At 59.8% G+C, this 17,098-nt stretch carries 14 protein-coding genes; 7 read left to right on the top strand and 7 right to left on the bottom strand.

The genetic code is table 11. The annotated features are described in order from the left end of the window. The first annotated feature begins 23 nt into the window (after positions 1-23). Positions 24-1,718 (top strand): DUF6538 domain-containing protein, encoded by a 1,695-nt coding sequence (locus ACE3N9_RS09310; protein ID WP_374283129.1) that lies wholly within the window; start codon positions 24-26, stop codon positions 1,716-1,718. Between the two features lie 145 nt (positions 1,719-1,863). Here the strand turns inward: ACE3N9_RS09310 and ACE3N9_RS09305 are convergent, their stop codons facing one another. Further along, positions 1,864-2,082 (bottom strand): hypothetical protein, encoded by a 219-nt coding sequence (locus tag ACE3N9_RS09305; RefSeq protein ID WP_374283199.1) that lies wholly within the window; start codon positions 2,080-2,082, stop codon positions 1,864-1,866. Between ACE3N9_RS09305 and ACE3N9_RS09300 the strand changes: the two genes are divergently transcribed. The 5 genes from ACE3N9_RS09300 to ACE3N9_RS09280 all read left to right on the top strand — a co-directional run bounded on the left by ACE3N9_RS09300 (position 1,976) and on the right by ACE3N9_RS09280 (position 5,711). Further along, complete coding sequence (locus ACE3N9_RS09300; protein ID WP_374283127.1) at positions 1,976-2,194, top strand: helix-turn-helix transcriptional regulator; 219 nt, start codon at positions 1,976-1,978, stop codon at positions 2,192-2,194. The genes ACE3N9_RS09305 and ACE3N9_RS09300 overlap by 107 nt on opposite strands. A 43-nt stretch (positions 2,195-2,237) precedes the next feature. Continuing rightward, positions 2,238-2,741, top strand: coding sequence for a hypothetical protein (locus tag ACE3N9_RS09295; RefSeq protein ID WP_374283126.1), 504 nt, complete (start codon positions 2,238-2,240; stop codon positions 2,739-2,741). 207 nt (positions 2,742-2,948) lie between these two features. Next, positions 2,949-4,226 (top strand): hypothetical protein, encoded by a 1,278-nt coding sequence (locus ACE3N9_RS09290; protein WP_374283124.1) that lies wholly within the window; start codon positions 2,949-2,951, stop codon positions 4,224-4,226. Positions 4,227-4,314: 88 nt separating this feature from the next. After that, positions 4,315-4,950, top strand: a complete 636-nt coding sequence (locus ACE3N9_RS09285) for a recombinase family protein (protein ID WP_374283122.1) — start codon at positions 4,315-4,317, stop codon at positions 4,948-4,950. A 71-nt stretch (positions 4,951-5,021) separates the two neighbouring features. Then, positions 5,022-5,711 (top strand): hypothetical protein, encoded by a 690-nt coding sequence (locus ACE3N9_RS09280; protein WP_374283120.1) that lies wholly within the window; start codon positions 5,022-5,024, stop codon positions 5,709-5,711. A gap of 18 nt (positions 5,712-5,729) precedes the next feature. Here ACE3N9_RS09280 and ACE3N9_RS09275 read toward each other — a convergent pair whose 3' ends face one another. Then, positions 5,730-6,572 (bottom strand): hypothetical protein, encoded by an 843-nt coding sequence (locus ACE3N9_RS09275; RefSeq protein ID WP_374283117.1) that lies wholly within the window; start codon positions 6,570-6,572, stop codon positions 5,730-5,732. After that, entirely contained in the window at positions 6,569-7,156 is a 588-nt protein-coding gene (locus ACE3N9_RS09270) for a hypothetical protein (protein ID WP_374283115.1), read from the bottom strand. Before ACE3N9_RS09270 ends, ACE3N9_RS09275 begins: the two co-directional genes overlap by 4 nt. Before the next feature lie 330 nt (positions 7,157-7,486). Here ACE3N9_RS09270 and ACE3N9_RS09265 point away from each other — a divergent pair, with 330 nt between their 5' ends. Next, positions 7,487-7,984, top strand: coding sequence for a DUF488 family protein (locus tag ACE3N9_RS09265; protein ID WP_374283113.1), 498 nt, complete (start codon positions 7,487-7,489; stop codon positions 7,982-7,984). A gap of 269 nt (positions 7,985-8,253) precedes the next feature. Here the strand turns inward: ACE3N9_RS09265 and ACE3N9_RS09260 are convergent, their stop codons facing one another. From ACE3N9_RS09260 to ACE3N9_RS09245, 4 genes are all read right to left on the bottom strand, one after another. After that, on the bottom strand, positions 8,254-10,965 hold the full coding sequence (locus ACE3N9_RS09260; protein WP_374283111.1) for a DEAD/DEAH box helicase: 2,712 nt from the start codon (positions 10,963-10,965) through the stop codon (positions 8,254-8,256). Continuing rightward, positions 10,958-12,607 carry a site-specific DNA-methyltransferase gene (locus tag ACE3N9_RS09255; protein ID WP_374283110.1) on the bottom strand — a complete coding sequence of 550 codons (1,650 nt, stop codon included), beginning with the start codon at positions 12,605-12,607 and terminating at the stop codon, positions 10,958-10,960. The genes ACE3N9_RS09260 and ACE3N9_RS09255 overlap by 8 nt, the downstream gene beginning before the upstream one ends. Positions 12,608-12,679: 72 nt before the next feature. Further along, a complete protein-coding gene (locus ACE3N9_RS09250; RefSeq protein WP_374283108.1) occupies positions 12,680-14,146 on the bottom strand; it encodes a hypothetical protein in 1,467 nt (488 codons plus the stop codon). Between the two features lie 4 nt (positions 14,147-14,150). Then, positions 14,151-16,982: an SNF2-related protein gene (locus tag ACE3N9_RS09245; RefSeq protein ID WP_374283106.1), complete on the bottom strand. Its 2,832-nt coding sequence runs from the start codon at positions 16,980-16,982 to the stop codon at positions 14,151-14,153. Positions 16,983-17,098 lie beyond the last annotated feature (116 nt).

Genomic DNA, 17,098 nt, shown 5'->3' with positions numbered 1-17,098 from the left:
AGCTTGTTCAGGGGGCCAACGCCATGAGCGCGCTGGCTGCACCATTCCTGATGCGTCGCGGCAGCATGTCTTACGTTCGCGTACGCGTTCCAAAGGACTTGGTCGAGTTGGTGGGCTGCTCGGAAGTCCGTCGGTCGCTTGGCCCGCTGCGCTTCCATGAGGCTCGCCTTCTCGCTGCCAGAACAGGCTCCAAATTGAAGGAAGCCTTTGAGATGATGCGCAATGCCAATGATCTTACGAAGCAAGAAGTCCTCAATCTGATCCGCGATTGCTTCGCGGGCCTCTCCGAGACCTATGGCCAAGCCTACCAGCCGCAATCGACCGAGATCGATTTCGAGCTGGCTGAACAGCAGGCCATGGCTGATGAGCACATGTCTGCCCTGATCCCCCAGGTTGAAACCCGGTCCTTCGACCCGCAAACCCTGCTTACAGCCAAACGTCTGGTAGCCGACCGAGGGGTTGATTTGACCGGCCTCCCTGACGCCCGACTGATGGAAATCATCGAGGGTGTCGTCAGGGCCATGATCGAAGCTGACAGGCAGTTCTCGTTCCGCCTTAACGACCGCCTCACGCCTTATGTTCCGGAGGACCCGCTCTTCAATGGCGATGCACGCAATTGCAAACAGGGCATTGGCCTGACGGTGGACGAACTGATCGAGGAATACTGCAAGGCCAAGCGGTTCGAGTGGACCGCAAAGACCATGAAAACCCATCGACCGAAGCTGAAGCTCTTGTCAGACTTTCTCGGCGGCGACACGCGGGCGGAAAGCGTGACACGGGACGATATGCGCCCCTACCCCGAAGCCCTGGCTAGGCTGAAGAAGAACTATCATCTGGGCGTGGCCAAGTCGCTCCAGTCCAGTCAGACCAATGTCGAAAGCGCCCGCATCCAGGCATCGACGGCAACGACGATCCTGGCTCGGGCTACCGCGATGTTCCGCTGGGCACATGCCCAGGGGTTCATTTCCAACAACCCTGCTGTGAACCTTACGATCACCGCCCCGAAGAAGAAAAAGGGTCACCGCAGCCGTCGCCCCTTCACCGAGGCCGAGCTTCGGAAGCTGTTCTCGGCACCGCTGTTCAGCGGCTGCGAGTCTCGCTATCGCCGGTTCGTTCCCGGCAGCAAGATCATCAGGGACGAATACTTCTTCATCCCGGCGATCCTGTATTACACCGGGGCGAGGCTCGGGGAGATCGTCCAACTCCACTTCGCTGACTGCGTCATCGACGGCCCCACGCCTTACTTGTCGATCAACGAAAACTCCGACGCCAAACATGGCGAGGAGGGCTACAAGAGCGTCAAGAGCGATGCTGGCGTAAGGCTCATTCCCATTCATCCCGACCTGATGGCCCTTGGCTTTGGGGACTTCGTAAAATGGCAACGGAAGGGAGCCAAGGCGAAAGACCGGGTGTTCTACCGGATCAAGTTCGGTGAAGACGGACAGCCATCGACCGTGTTCTCCAAATGGTTTGGCCGGTTCATGGACAAAATCGGTCTGACTGACCCTGCGCTCGTGGCACACAGCTTCCGCCATACGGCGGAGGATTATTTCCGGGAGAACCTCGTTCCGAAATACATCATCGACCAGTTGATCGGCCACCAGGACCAATCATCGGCGGGGGCGTATGGAGCGGGTATCGGCATCGAAGCCGCTTATGAGATTGTCGCCAACCTCAAGCTCCCGGTCAGGCTTACGGAATTGATCCCTAGCGATTGACCATTCCTTTGGTTGCTCTGGGCTCGGGGCTACCCTTCGCGCAGAGCAACCAAGGCACTTTCATTGCAATTAATTGCAAAATGCGATTTTTGAGCTCTCAGTTATTAGTTTCTTGACTTAAGGAAACGTGAGGCGTATTGTGGCTTCACTTCTGAGGATCAAGGAAGATCGCAGGCGTTTCGAGCAATCGGACCGCCGAGAGGAAGTCCGGCAACGTCACTGTCCGGTCGCGATCTTCCTGCGAGAAATCGGTGTCGATGTTGGAGACACCGAGAATGAAACCGGAAGCAATTCTCCTAACTGTTGAACAGGCCGCTGCGATTGTCGGCGTGAGCCCTTGGACTTTGCGCAAGTGGCGCACCAAGGGCCAAGGACCTCATTTCGTCCGGCTTGCAGGGGCATTGGGCACGGTCCGTTACCGGCGTCAGGACCTCGACGACTTCCTCGAAGCGTGCGTGGTCGATCCATCAGCCTAACTAACTGCAATTGATTGCAAGGCCCTGCCTTGCGCACACAATCATGGAGGATTTTATGACGACGCTGAGCATTCAGAAGACCGCCCCCGCTACCCGTGCCCGGACTCCCGATGGCTTTGAACTGGTGAGCAAGCAGTACCAAGCAGAGCAAAAGCAGTTTCAGCGGCAGCTTGCTTCAGCCTCTGAAGGCGATCCCGTGCGGGCTCGGCGACTCGCCCGTCACTACCTCGACGAAGACAACAGCAAGGTTAAGCTGGGCAGGGTGGTCGAAGCCTGGTGCCTGTTGCATCCGGAGGCGGCGAACGACGAAGACATCCCGTACATTGACCTTTGCCGGTTCAGTTCCGACCTCGACTATTGGGTCGAAGATATTGAACCTGTGCTACGTCACTCCAAGCGCCGGTTCCATAGCTTCAGGCGGCGCCTCCCGGTCGATCAACTCCGGGACAAGGTTCGCGAGCTTCTGGCCGGCGATGTTGAGTGCGTTCTTGGCAAGCTCCGTCCGGATGAGATTGCGGCTTTCCTCGAAACGGAACCGAATAACTAAGGCAAAGTTGAGCTGAGCCCATCACCATGTTGCCGGAACCATTCACAACATGGGACACCAGCAACGGTGATGGGCAACGGCCATCGCTTTAAGGCCGGCCAGCCGGTCGTGTGGTTAGAGGGCAACGCCCTTTTCACTTCCACAGGAGCGATTGCACTTGATTGCAAGGCTTCTCGCCGAGGGAGGCTGAGCCCGGGAAAATTTGTTATGTCGAAGAATGAACAAGCTGGCGATGCGGCCAGCGGACCTATCATTGCGCCGAACGGCAAGGCCGAGGCCATCATCAAGCGTTGCTGCAAGCGCAGGCAGCAGAAGCTGTCTCGGCTTCAGGCTTTGGCGAAGACCAATCCCCGGAAGGCCAAGAACCTTTCGCGGCGGTACTTCGCCAGCAAGTCAGTGCGGATCGCAGGCGCGTATGACGCGTGGCGTCGGCTGGCTCCGAAACCGCTGAAGGACCAGGTCGTCCCTTATGGCGAGATCGTCGAAGCCGGGCTGGCGCTGGATATGTGGAACGCGAGTGAAGAACCCGTTTTCCTTCGGCCCAAGGAACGCCATAACCACCGCAAGCGGTACTTCCCCATTCTGGACCTGCGGGAGAAGGCACGGGACCGGATCGCCTACGATGTGGCGAAGGTCTTGGCCGAGCTTCATCCCAACCAGTTCATGACCCGTGGCTTCGAGCACCTGAACGCATGGCTCGAACAGCACCTGCCCACGAGCGCCATGGTCATCACCACCGATATTCCGAGTTGTCATGACACGATCAGGCGATCCTCTGTCATGCGCGATGTGCCCCTGCCAGGGCACGTCTTGAAGGCCGTACTGATGGACACGAAAGAACGTGCAGTACACCTTGTCAAAGAGCCGAAGGGCGGTTCTACCGTACTAGTCCCTTCCTCTGGGGATCATGCTTCCCCATTCGTCGATGCAGGGCCGTCATGTAGGGGCATCCTTACGGGCGCGGCGCTCGCAATCTATGCGTCCGAATTGGTGATCAAGAATATCCTCGTTGCTGCCGAGAGCGCCGCCCCCGGCGTTCATGCGGCTGCATGGGGCGACAACCTGATCATCATCCTCGAAGACGCATCGGTCGCGGCGCTTGTTTATGCCGCCGTCGAATATGCCGTTGCTGACAACTTCGGTATGGACGTGTTGGACGGCCTTGCTCGCCGCAAGCAGGAAACATCGCTCCCGGGCGTGTTCCACTACTGCGGCCAATGGTACGCGATGAAATCCGGCAAGTTGGTGCAACGCATTGATGCCAACCGTTCCGGCGTAGCGATGCTCAAAGTCGGCATGATGATCAGCGACATGAAATCGACAGACGATCTGGAAAAGATCAGGCGGACCATCATCGGTTACGTAATTTCCTGCCGCCATGATCCGAAGACCTTGAAGGAATATCTGGAGGAGGTGATCTCCTACGGCGCGGCAAAGGTGTCCGACATTGCCGTCGCGCTGATCGCCACGGAAAAAATCGCCTAAAGCGCCACTTTGTGCGCTTTTTGGTGTCCAGAAGGCACTCCTAGAGGCAAGGTGTACAACAAATACCTCCCTCTTTCATGGACACCGCATGTTCATTGGGTACATCAGGGTCAGTACGGATCGGCAAGCTGCATCCGGACTTGGCCTTGAGGCCCAGCGGGCAGCCATCGAGCAATATGCGGCCCGCCAAGGCCGAGAGATCATTGAAATCTACGTCGAGGCCGAGAGCGGCAAGCTCAAGGACCGGCCCCAGCTAAACGCTGCTCTCGTCCATTGCCGCAGAGCCAAGGCGACCTTGCTGATTGCCAAGCTAGACCGACTGGCACGCAACGTCGCGTTCGTGTCGGCCTTGATGGAAACCGGCACCGAGTTCGTCGCGGTCGATGCCCCGTTCGCAAATCGGCTCATGATCCATGTCCTGTCCGCCGTGGCAGAGTGGGAGCGCGAACAGATTTCCGAACGGACTAAGGCAGCACTGGCAGCCGCCAAGGCCCGTGGGGTCAAGCTCGGCACTTACGGTGTAGTGCTCGGGGCCAGGAAGCGGGAAGAGGCCGACCGTTACGCGGAAACCGTCCGTCCCGCGTTCATCGCTGCCCGTGATGCGGGATGCGCCAGCCTGCGCGAATACGCCGCGCACTTATCAGCCGCAGGCACACCCACCCCGAATGGCGGACAATGGCACCCAAGCAACGTGAGCCTGCTCCTAAAGCGTTTAGCGTTCTGACTATTTGGCTATACCGCAACCGTCGGCAGCTCGTCTGCTCGACAATCTGGCCGAATTACCGGGGGTATCCAATGAACGGCGACGATCTCTTGCAGGAAGTTTCCCGACGCATAATGCAGCGAAGGGGCACTAAGACCATCTCCGATTCAGTGCTGGCCAAGGAGTTAGGCGTTACCCAGCCTGCATTGCAAGGATACCGTGGCAAAGACCTGACGCCGAAGCAGGTCGCAAATCTGATGGAGAAAGCCGCCAAGAGAGCGGCGGACGACCTCGCCGAACAATCAATCGTACCTATTGTCGAGTTCCTGCCGATCACGGCGACACTCACCAAGCAGGGAAAGAGCTGGCAAATCTTCTCGGCTGCTGATGACGATGGACAACCGCACCCGTTTCGAGCGAGTCTTCGTACAGCCCTTGAAAATGCCCACGGCATTTATGTTTTCCAAGATAGCCGGGGTCGAGCACTATACGCAGGCAAGGCTCATAGATTGTCCCTGTGGCAAGAGATGAACAATGCGTTCAATCGGCACCGGGGCGAAGTTCAGTCGATCAAGCGTGTTTCTCATCCTACGACACGCACGCCCTTCAAAGGTGCCGAGGAGATGCGCAGGAAGATTGCCAAGGAAGAGGTGCCTCTGCACTTTCTTGCCCAATATGTCAGTGCCTATTCGGTCCCCGAAGCGCTGATTGGAAAGCTTGAAGCTCTTATCGTCCGGGCCTTTGCGAACGATCTCCTCAATGTTCGAATGGAAAACTTCTAACAGGGCCAATTTCTGTGATCAGTGCGGGTTTGCTGGGTCGACCAGAACCTCGTCCCCGTCCTTGTACTCACCCACCGTCCAGACGAAGCTCTGCAAGTCGATGTTATCGCGGGGCTGGAGGTCGGCCAGCTCGGCCTTGGTCACGGCCATCAGGTCCAGCAGGCTCGCGTACACCTCTGGTTCGAGCGCAGGGGTGTAGTCATGCACGAACGGATGCCCGACCCGCTCGGCAAAGTCCTGCGTCACCACTGGCTTGAGGAACATGTGCTCATCCGGTCGCCAGAGGAACGGCAGATACGTCACCACCGTCCACTTGGCGTTGTTGTGCTTGGCGAGGATGCGCTCCATCCTATCCAGTGCCGGGGCCATATCACCCATGGCGAAAGCCGCTGCCGCCTGAATGAACCCGTCAGCGTCCGGACCACGTAGCACCGGATCAAGGCGGGTCTTCTCGAACGGCGAAAGCAGGTTGGTGGCCCGATAAGCCGATAGGACGGCTTCGCCATACCCGGTGCCGGTCAACGCCTGATCGAGCGGAGCGGCGGCGTCCAGCTTGGACTTGGCGCGGAGCTTGTAGCCCCGCTCACCATAGCTCCCGCGCTCGTCACCCTCGAAGGCCGGGGACCGGAACCCATCCGGAAAGAACTGGAGGAACCGTGCGCGGGCACCATCGAAGCCGAAGTAGGCATCGCTGGCTTTGCCCACGGCAGCTCGAAGCTGCGCCCAGACCTCGGCGGCGTCGTTTCCGTCAATCCGGCCAAGCTGTTTGCCGCCAGCGATCAGAAGGCCGACGATGCCCTCGCCGGTATCTACCAGCCTCAGGGTGTTCTTGCCGATTGCGTCTTGGCGGATTGTCTTCATGCGGTCCTCGGATTGGAGATCGTGCTGGCGGCGGCGGCGACCGTCTCGGCCAGCATGGAAATTGGCACAGCCTCGGCCATCGTCCTGATAGTGCCCAGCGCGATCTGTTTCACGTCCGGCAGGGCGGTGGTCGGCACGACATAGAAAAGCCACTGTGCCGGATCGCGATGGTCGGCGGTGTCATCGAAAGTGGGGTGATGCGCAAACACATAGAGATGCGCGGCCCTGCCGTATTCCGCGACCCAGCCATGGGCCTCGTTCCGGCCTGTTCGGGCGGCAACGTCGAATATCGCCTTGCTGGGCTTGCCGGTGCTCCACGACTGCCGTGCCGCCGATTGCTTCACCTCCAGCCGCAGGCCATCCGCTCGTTCGAAATCGCAGGGGGCATAATCGGCGCCACACCAGTGCCATACGGGTTCCAGCACCAGCGCAATCATCGCTTCCACCAGTTGGGCGCGCAGCACGTTCGTGACCAGCGGCCTGCCGAATGCCGCATCGGCCACCTTCGCCACCACCTCGGCGGGGCCGAAGGGTGACGCTCTGTATTCCGTTGTGGCAGTCGTCCCGCCGATTTCGCCCTCCATGGCATCTTTCCACGGGGCGCCGGCACACGAGCCGGTTGTTGGAAACCTGGAGGAACTCACAGGCGCTGCCGCCTTTGGGCAGAGCCTTGGACATACGCGACAGCCAACCGGCCACGAAATCGTGACCGGGTGTTCCATTCCGGGGTTTCCACGCCCCGCCCCCGCGTGTCTCGGGAGCGCGGTGGTGATAGCCCGGTGCACGTCGCAAGGGAAGTGCGGGGCAGGAACTACTCTTCGGGCTGGCTGAAAACGGCAGAAATCCGCCATTCTGGACTGTCCCGAGACTCGTCCAAAAGTTAGAATCCGGTGGGATAAACCACTGGAGACATTATGATTTACACAATTGGCTATTCGACGCGGACCCTGCCCGAGTTCCTTCGCGAACTGGAGCGGCGGGGGATTACGCAGCTTTGGGATGTCCGGTCATCGCCGTGGTCCCGGAACCAGCCATTCAACGCCAATCAGATTGAGCGCTGGGCGGAGCGGAGCGGCATTCTTTACCGGCAATACGGCGACATTCTGGGCGGCAGAGCTGATATTGCAGCCGATCACCCCAGCTACATCGCCGCACTCGACAGGGTACTCGCGGCGGCTTCCCGTGAACCCTTGGCCATCATGTGTTCCGAGGGACGACCCGAGGATTGCCATCGGACCTGGGACGTGGGGGCCAGCCTTTTGATCCGGCATGGTGTGGTCGCCCGAAGCATCCGCCGGGACGGCACCGAGGAGGATATTACCGACACCCTTCTCCGCGTTCCACATAGCCGATTGGCCCCGGAAGTCCGGGCTGCCCTTGATGCCCAGCCCGATCTCTTCTTCGGCGATTAGGCAGGATGTTTCGTCTACCGTTTAGTCGGAAAAACTCACGCAGCTAAGATGCTGCACAGACTCGAAAACTGCGGGCACCACCCGACAAAGTCTGTTCAAAAACGCGGATGGGGGAGACGGCGCAGCGCTTGCAAGCAATTGCACGAGAAAAGCCTGATTTCAGACGGCTACAGCATGAAAACCGGGGTTGGGGCACAACCTTTCCACCCGCAGCAGCTTCGCCATTCACCAGCGGCCCCCGCGCCATTCATCCGTAATCCAGCAGCCCCCTAACCTGCATGTCGAGCGAGCAAACCGGCAAGCGTTGCGCTCTCCGTCACATCAGCGTCCGGGATGAGTGCATAGCGCCACGGCTTGCCATCCCCTTCGGCGGCGAACTCGTTGGCGTGCTTGACCCACTCGGCGGCAGCGCGGGCCTTCTCCTGGACAGTCGGGTCCCGCATCTGGTTCTCGGCCTTGATCTCGACGATCAGCTTTTCCGCCGTGGTCTCGATCACGAAGTCCGGCTCGTAGGGCTTGCCCGGCTGATACTCGATCCGGAACTGGTTGCGGGCGGGCTTGAGCCAGCGCTGCACGTCCTTTTCGAAGTCGCTGTCGATCATGACGGCAAAGCGCCGTTCTGGATCGGAATGGAACTTGTGGAACTGGTAAGGGCTTTTCTTGCCGCCCCGGAAGGTGAAGCTGGCCGTGGCCGATAGCGGCGTGGCAGCTTCCGTCAGCAACAGCGACCGCGACGGCGAATAGCTGATGTTCTGCGGCTCCAGCGTGCGGAACGAACGAACCTTGCTGGCGCGGTACTCGGCGGGGGTCTGGCGGTAGTGATCCCGCATCTGCCCGAAAATGCGCTGGGCCAATGCCTTGCCGTGCGCCAGCGCGACGTTCTCCACGTCCTCTTCGGTCTGGAGGTAGGTACGCAGGTGGTCGATCATCTGCCCGGCCAACTTGTAGAGCAGGTCAGCCTGGCTGTCGTAATCGACCTGCGGATAGTCCATCAGGTATTTGACGATGTAGTTATCGACGCGGACTTCCTTCGGGCCTTCCAGCGCCCGCGCCAGCTCGCGCTGGGTCTGATCCCGCAGATTGCGGACGAGCAAGCGGTCGGAAATCGGCTGAAGGCGAATGTCGCCCACGCCTGCAAGGTCGAAGTCCTCGAACCAGAAGTTCACCTCGCGGCTCGGCAGGACAACGATCTCGGGAATCTCGATGCTGTTTTCGGCAATGCTGGCGGTGACGACCGCCACCAGCTTTTCAACGTCCGGCTGCGCGACGATGCCTTCCAGCTCGCCCTGCCGCTCGACCGAAAGCCGCTTCACGTCTGCGGCGATGCGCTGCTGCACCTCGGGGCTTTTCAGCTCCTTGTGGCCCCCCTTCAGCTCGCGCTCGTACTTGTCGCGGATCAGCTCGATGGTGAGCTGGGCGATCTTCCTGTCCTCGGGCGTGTCGAAGACGAAGGGCTGAGCCCCGCCTCCACTAACCTTGTTTTCGCTTTCGGGCAGCTCGGCCCCGGTGAGCGCGGCTTCGAAGGCGGTCGGCACAGTATAGACGACCTGCGGCTCGGTGGAGATATCGCCGCCTTCGCCGATCCGGTATTCCTTCACCTGGACCAGCGAGTCCGCTTCCCGCGCCTTCCTGATCACCTCGTCGAAGCGATCATGGGCGATGACCGTCAGGGTATCGACGGCTTCGTTCCCGGTCCGCTCGCCATAGGGCAAGCGCAGGCCGCGCCCCAGGGTCTGCTCGGTCAGAATGTCCGATGCCGAAGCGCGCAGGGGAACGATGGTGTAGAGGTTGGTTACGTCCCAGCCTTCTTTCAGCTTGTTGACGTGGATGACGATGTCGGTGTCCCCGGCTTCCTCCAGCCGGACCAGACGGGCCATCGCCTCGTCGCTTTCCTCGCGCCCGGTGTTCGAGTGAACCTCGATCACGCGCCCCTTGTAGGAGCCACCGAAGAAGTCAGCGCTCTCGATGCGTTCGCGCAACTGCTTGGCGTGGGCGGTATCCTGCGCCACCACCAGCATGAACGGGAACACACGCCTGCGTCCGGTTTCGCGGGCATAGAGTTCCAGCTCCGTCTTCACGTATTCGTGATAGTGGACGCCGTCCTCCAGCATGATGCCTTCAAGGCTGTCCTTGTCGTAATCCCCGGCGCGGAAGTCGGCGCGGGTGGCGACTGCCGGCTCCTTCACGAAGCCATCGGCCATCGCGTTGCCCAGGCCGTAATGATAGATGACGTTTTTGAAGTCCTTGGGGTTCGCGCCGACCGTCTTGGGCGTTGCCGTCAGTTCCAGCCCCAGCTTGGGATCAAGCTCGGTAATCGCCTTGTAGCCTGCCGATCCACGATAGCGGTGCGCCTCGTCCATCAGCATGACGAGATCGGGCAGCTTGGACAGGTAATCGAAGTAGCTATCGCCCAGGGTTTCCCGGAAGCTCCTGATCTTGCCCTTGTCCTTGTTGATCTTGTCCACGTTGAAAATGTTGATGATCGCTTCGGCCCCAAACAGGTCCGAGCCACGGATGCCGCGCCCTTCCTGCCAGGTGTCGCCGGTAACGATGATCGGGGGCGTCTGGGCAAACTGCGCGATGCCCCGGAAGACGTACTTGGGCGACGACTGCCGGGAGAAATCGGCGATCAGCTTGTCATAGATCGTGGTGTTAGGGGCAAGGACGAAGAAGTTCCTCGACCGGCCTGACAGGTACATGTAGGCGATGAACGCCCCCATCAGCCGGGTCTTGCCGACGCCCGTTGCCAAGGCGAAGCAGAGCGAGGGAAACTCGCGCTCGAAGTCTGTGACGGTGGGATGCTGCGCCTTGACCGTCGCCAGCAGCGCCGCCGCATCGCAGGGCGCGGTGAAGTCCATATGGGCCAAAACCTGGCCAAGGAGGTTAAGCGAGTTCTCCTGCGGAGCGCGCAGCGAAAGCCGCTGTGCAATCTGGCGGCGGATGCGGGCTTCGTGGCCCAGCGCGGCGGGACCTTCACTCATCGCCCGCCTCCCCCGCGAAAAGGGGCAAGCCCTCGGTCATCGCCTGTGCTTCCTCCGCCGCGTCGTCAGCCTCGGGCAGGTTCTGGATATTGAGCGAATAGTCGTCGCGACCCCACTCGCACTTCTGGAGGATCGAGGTCGGGATTTTCACCAGCGTCAGGTTCTCGAAGGCATCGGCATCTGCATCGAACGCCTTGCAGCAAATCAGCAGGCTGCGTTCCGGCCCCACGTCGTGTGAAATCCTGGCGCAAGCCTCATGCGTCAGCGCCTGCGTGGTGACATAAATGAAGTCGGTCTCGGTCGAGGCCCCGTGCCGCCAATACTCCTGTGGGTCGGAGGTCGGCGCATAGGTGAAACCCATATGCTTACACATGGCTTCGGCTAGCATCGCCGGATTGTAGTCCTTGGCGATCACCCAATTGCCGTAACGGTCCTGCTCCAGTAGCGACGGGGCGAGGGTGAAGTAGCGGAAGCCGCCGCCGCCCTTCCAGTCCACAGCTTTGCTGATTCCACCTTGGTCGTTACCGTCGATGACCTTTTGCAGGCGAGGGACGATGTGGGTGTCGGCATGATCGCCGATTTCGACCATGATCCAGCGGCGGTTCATTTTGTGGGCTACCGCACCGGTTGTTCCAGAACCCGCGAAAGAGTCGAGGACAAGGTCCCCCGGTTGTGTGGCGAGATGGAGAATCCGCTGAAGCAATCTTTCTGGTTTCGGGGTGTCGAAAACAGTCTCAAAATCAAGTGCGATGATCTCTTTCTTTGCTTCCTGATTGTGCCCGACTTCGTCGTGGGGCCAGATGGATTGGGGCGTAAGTCCACCATCCATTTCGCTGAGGTATTTCTTGAGCCGGGGCATCCGGTCTCCGTTTGGGCCGAACCAAAGGCGGCCCTCCTCCTTGAGTTTCTCAATGTTCGCCTTCGGACGGCTCCAACTTCTGCCTCGTGCGGGGAAGACCTCCTTTCCGGCTGGCGTCAGGAGTCCCCAATAGTCACGATCTCGATGCTCCGCTCGCGTAATGTCCGTGGATGCCCAAGGTCCTTTTGGATCATTGTCTGGATTCTTATATCTATCGTCCATTGCCTGCGAGCGCGGCAATGGGTTGGGAAACCAATTGCTCTTATCTTTTGCAAAGCACAGTACATGATCGTGACTCGCACTAATCCACTTTGCATCATTTTGAGGTGAAAATTTCTTCTGCCAGATGACATTAGAGACAAAGTTGCTACGTCCAAAGACCTCGTCACCCAAAATCTTCAAGTAGTGCGCTTCATTGTCGTCGATAGTGATCCACAAGGAACCATCATCAGCCAACAACCGCTTAATAATTTCGAGTCGATCTCGGATCAGGCTGAGCCATAATGAGTGCTCCAAACCATCGTCGTAGTGCGTGAACGCCGATCCAGTATTGTACGGCGGATCGATAAAGACGCATTTCACTTCGCCTGCAAAATCCTGCTCCAGCGCCTTCAGCGCGAGCAGGTTATCCCCCTTGATCAGCATGTTGTCGAAGATGTCATCTTCGCGCCGCACCTTGGCGTGATAGCTCTTCGCGGGGTCTTCGATCAGGATGCGCGGCTCCAGCCGGGGGCGTTCTTCCTTGCCGGGCCAGGTCAGTTCAAGCTTGGTCTTCTTGGTCATGCCGCCATCTCTATCGCCTTGCCCCCGAACGCGAAACCCTCGGGCAGGGGCATGATTGTCCACAGCCCGCCATCAATCACCGCCTTCGCCTCGCAGCGCCGCCCGCGCCTCCGCCAGCATGTCGTTCAGCTTGAACCAATCGCCGGTGTAGGGACGGTGCTGCTCCAGCAAGGCTTCCAGGTTCAGCACCCATGCCACGCGCTCCTTATGGTCGAACGCCATCAGTTCGCGCACTCGGGCCGATGCCCCATCACCTGTCCCGAACTGTTCGCGCTCCAGATCGCGCTTGGTCCGTCCAGCAGGCGGAGCCGAACTGCCAACGTGCACAACACCGCTGGCCGCGCCCATGCGCCGATCCAACGCCGCAAGCTGGCGCGCCACCTCGTTGCGCTCCTCGCGGTTGAGCAGAAACTTGCGCGATCCGTGGAAGAACTTGCGCCCTTTTGCCTCCAGTGCCGCCTGCCGTGCAAGCAAGGCGGCGCGCCTTGCAGCCAAGTCCTCGTCGATTTCAGGCAGGGGCAGTTGCGTCGGTTCGGCCTCCCTTTCCTCCTTGTCCGCAGGCGCAGGCAGGGGTTCAGCCTCTGGCGAAAGTTCCGGTCCACCCGCAGAATTTGGGGCAGCCGTAACTCCTAAGCTATCCCGCATGGCCACCCAATCCACGATCAGCCGATTGGCGGGAACGGGTGGCTGCGCGGAGGCGGTGGGCGGAGGGGCGAGTCTGGAACCCAACCGGCGCGGAATGCCTGAGATCGTGGCCAGAACGGCCAACTGGTCATCCGATAAATCCAACTTGGCATGGCCGATAGGAGGCCAAGGCCGGGTGGCCCGGATCGCATCGCCCCATGCCTCCAGCACTTCGTCGGCGGGGGCTTCGGCATGGTGCCAGTTCACGACATAGATCGGCTCCACCTCCAGCCGTGGGCGAAGGCCCCGCGATGCCTGCCGCTCCTGCGCATCGTAGTGATCGCGCAATTCCTGCCGCCGGTCGGCAAGCCAGCTGATCATGCCAGTCTGCCAGTCCTCCTGATTGGCAATCGCCTCGGCAAAGGCAGTGCGCCCCGGATGGTCCAGCGGCAACATACGCCGCCTGCGGCTGAGGTCGGCAATCAGCCGGTCACTGGCGCGCATCTGCGCATCGACGCCATCCTCCAGTCCGCGGATGGCGCGCTCGCCTGCCTCATGGATGCGGGCGATGGCGGCATTGCTCTCACGCAGCCAGCGCTTGCGCACCTCGCCCCGTTCCCGCTCGATCAGCAGTTCCAGAACGGCGGGCGGGAAATCATCGCAAAGCAGTGGCAACGAACTGGCGCACCGAAGCAGGTTGGCGGCGATGAACGATGGAATCGGCTCGTCCCATTCATCGCACCCCACGATCAGCGGCATGGTGGCCTGGTGTTCGTCGCCAACCCAGATTTCGGCCTCGGCTACCAGCAGCCAGCCGGTGCGATTGCGGAAACGGGCAACATGCCGCCAATCGCCCTCGTAGCTGTCCAGATCGATCTGCAAGCAGACCGGGTAGAGGCCGAAGCCTTCCAGCACCGGCTCATTCCACCGCCCAGCGGACGGTCACGAGCGGCTTGATGGTCGGCTTCTGGTTAAGCTGGGCCGCGAAGTCATCCAACATGTCTTCGACCTTCTGGCGGGCCTCCTTGCGCTTGGTGAACTTGGCCAATTTGATCTCGTCTACATCGTCTTCGAGCCGCTTGATCTTGCGTTTCAACGCCAGCTTTTCTTCCATCGACAGACCGGCTGCGCGGGACTGCTTGCGCAGCTCTTTTACCTCGTCCTCCAGGTCCGCGATCTGGGCATCCAGCTCGATCTCAAGGTCCTTGGCGTACCGATCCAGCCGTTCGCTTTCCGCGTCGATCCAGCCTTCGTTTTCCTTGAGCACGCGGTCCGAAAAGTCCGTGAACTGAGCTTCTTCAATCGCCGTTAGTGCCGAGTCCGGCGGGATGTTCATGATCTCGCCTTCATCGACAGCAGGGACCATGAACATCTTGTCGGCAACAGCACCGTCCAATGTCGTGCCATCGTCGGCAAGGCAGGCGATCAGCAGCTCTTCGCGAAGCGCCTCGGGAGTGGGCATGATTGCCTTATAGACGCGCATCCACCCCTGCTTGCCCTTCAGGTCCTGAACAGCGCCAACCTGACCTGCAAAGGGATACTCATCCGGCCTGAACCGCAGGGAGTGGGAGCCTGACGAGAAATCACGCTCCTTGGCGCTTTCGACAATATCTGCGCCAAGGCCGTCGTTCACGCGGAAGAACTGCCAATCCTGTTCGTCCGCCAACGGCCATTTGGTCGTGTAGGTCATGCCTTCGAACTCGAACGTCTCGGCACCGGGATCGTCAAAGCTGGCGCTCTCCAGCTCGGCGTGTGCGACCATGAGCAAGCGCTGCACATACTCGGGCAGGATGCGTTCAAGGTCCTTGCCGCGATCCTGGAGCTTGGCAATCACGGTGGAGTCCATTTCGCCGAGTAGCTTGTTCCGGGCGGCTTCGAACTCCGCGTCAATCTTGTCCTGAATGGTTGATTTGAGGGCGTCGAACTCGAACTCGATCTGCTCAGGCGTGCGGCCCTCCTGCACGATGCGGAGGACTTCCTTTTCGAAATCCACCCCGCTCATCAGGGTACCAAGCACATTGTCGCTGGCACCAAATACGCCTTCGAACAGATGGAACTTCTGGCTGAGAAGCTCGTGAATGCGATGCTCGGCCTGGTTCTTCAGATTGAGCATGTTGACCACGGTCACATCGATCTTCTGGCCATAGCGATGGCACCGGCCAATCCGCTGCTCCACACGCTGCGGGTTCCAGGGAAGGTCAAAGTTGATCAGAAGCGAACAGAACTGAAGGTTGATACCCTCAGCGCCGCTCTCAGTGGCGATCAAGATGGTCTTGTCGTCACCTTTGAAGGCTTCGACGATAGCGGCCTTCATGTCCGCTGTTTTTGACCCTGAGACCTTGTCCGTGCCCTTGTGCCGTTCAAGCCACTCAGCATAGGTCTTGCGGCTCTGATCGTCCGCATTGGAGCCGTTCATCAGGACGATGCGGCCTGCGTAGCCATGGTCTTCCAGCAGGTTGCGGAGGTAATGCTGGGTGCGAACGCTTTCGGTGAAAATGACAGCCTTGCGAGCGCCGCCCTTGGCTTCGATCTCGTCCATGACCTTGGGAAGCTGCTTCAGCAGCTCCTCGCCCTTGGCATTCTTCTTGATCGAATTGGCAAGCGCCAGATAGCCCTTCAGCTCCTCGATCTCGGCTTGAATAGACTCGGGCGTGATCGACACCATGCCGTCTTCGTCTAGGTCTTCGTCTGCCTCCTCGGCAATTTCCGTCATGACATCGACATCGTCGGTCATGTTGAGCGCAGCGGCTTTCCTTGCCTTCAATCGCTCGATCAAGGTGTCGAGATAACGGGCAACAGCGAAACTGGACGAGCCGAGGATTTTCCTGATTTGAAGGATGACAAGCTGGTTCGCCGTGGCACCGTACGAGACGGTATCCTTGCGCTGAAGGAACGCCGAAAGCTCCTCGTAGAGTTGTTGTTCGCTATCGGACGGATCGAAGTGGAATGTCTGGGCATTGCGGCGGACAAAGCTGATGTGCCCCGCCGCCTGAACCTGTGATCGCAAGGACCGCTGACACACCGGCTTGAGCCGGTCTCGGAGCACATCCAGCGCCGCAGGCGATCCGGATGCGTATTGAGCGCGGAAGGCATTCTCACCCCCGAAATGGCTGTCGTCGATCACCGAGACGATCCCATACAGCTCCATCAGCGAGTTCTGGAGCGGAGTGGCGGTCAGCAGGATTTTGAAATGGTCTTGAAGGGCAGCCTTCAGTTCCTTGGCGCGAGACGAACCCTCCTTCTTGAAGACGTTGCGCAGCCTGTGGGCTTCGTCGAACACGACTAGGTCCCACTTGATCGACCTCAGCTCGTCGGCCTTACGCGCCGCGAACTCATAGGAGCAAATGACGATGCCCTTGGTGGCGTCGAACGGCCGCGCATGGCCTGCCTTGCGCATGAGATTGTACGTCGCGGATTCGATGATCTCAGCCCGGAGCGAGAACTTCTCGTACAGCTCCTGCTGCCACTGTTTCCGCAACGAGGCTGGCACAATCAGGATCATACGACGCTTGTGCTCGGCCCAGCGCTGGGAGAGCACTAGCCCCGCCTCGATGGTCTTGCCGAGGCCCACCTCATCCGCGAGCAGAACGCCCTTCGACAGGGGAGACTTGAGCGCAAAAAGGGCGGCCTCAACCTGATGAGGATTCATTTGGACGCGGGCCGAGGTCAACGAACGCGCAAAGGCATCCTCGTCCACACCCGCAAGCGTGATCTTATGCGCCTGATAGTGCCCGTGAATTTTGGTGAACACGCCTGCCCGCCCCTCATTGCAAGTAATTGCAATTCTGTCGTAGCTTGGGGTGCGTCTGTCAATTCTGCGCAGCGCTTGATCAACGAGCCGAGCTGGACTTCGATCAGATGACAAAC

This window comes from Novosphingobium sp. (assembly GCF_041905565.1).
In the GTDB taxonomy this organism is placed as follows: Bacteria; Pseudomonadota; Alphaproteobacteria; order Sphingomonadales; family Sphingomonadaceae; genus Novosphingobium.
Note: the sequence above shows the minus strand (reverse complement) of the source record. Positions and strands in the feature narration are given on the sequence as shown.

What these genes read in the sequence shown, in the direction of transcription:
- ACE3N9_RS09265 (WP_374283113.1), top strand. Translation starts at nt 7,487, where the DNA reads ATGATTTACACAATTGGCTATTCGACGCGGACCCTGCCCGAGTTCCTT.
- ACE3N9_RS09295 (WP_374283126.1), top strand. Translation starts at nt 2,238, where the DNA reads ATGGAGGATTTTATGACGACGCTGAGCATTCAGAAGACCGCCCCCGCT.
- ACE3N9_RS09275 (WP_374283117.1), bottom strand. Translation starts at nt 6,572, where the DNA reads ATGAAGACAATCCGCCAAGACGCAATCGGCAAGAACACCCTGAGGCTG.
- ACE3N9_RS09260 (WP_374283111.1), bottom strand. Translation starts at nt 10,965, where the DNA reads ATGAGTGAAGGTCCCGCCGCGCTGGGCCACGAAGCCCGCATCCGCCGC.
- ACE3N9_RS09285 (WP_374283122.1), top strand. Translation starts at nt 4,315, where the DNA reads ATGTTCATTGGGTACATCAGGGTCAGTACGGATCGGCAAGCTGCATCC.
- ACE3N9_RS09255 (WP_374283110.1), bottom strand. Translation starts at nt 12,607, where the DNA reads ATGACCAAGAAGACCAAGCTTGAACTGACCTGGCCCGGCAAGGAAGAA.
- ACE3N9_RS09270 (WP_374283115.1), bottom strand. Translation starts at nt 7,156, where the DNA reads ATGGAGGGCGAAATCGGCGGGACGACTGCCACAACGGAATACAGAGCG.
- ACE3N9_RS09310 (WP_374283129.1), top strand. Translation starts at nt 24, where the DNA reads ATGAGCGCGCTGGCTGCACCATTCCTGATGCGTCGCGGCAGCATGTCT.
- ACE3N9_RS09290 (WP_374283124.1), top strand. Translation starts at nt 2,949, where the DNA reads ATGTCGAAGAATGAACAAGCTGGCGATGCGGCCAGCGGACCTATCATT.
- ACE3N9_RS09280 (WP_374283120.1), top strand. Translation starts at nt 5,022, where the DNA reads ATGAACGGCGACGATCTCTTGCAGGAAGTTTCCCGACGCATAATGCAG.
- ACE3N9_RS09300 (WP_374283127.1), top strand. Translation starts at nt 1,976, where the DNA reads ATGTTGGAGACACCGAGAATGAAACCGGAAGCAATTCTCCTAACTGTT.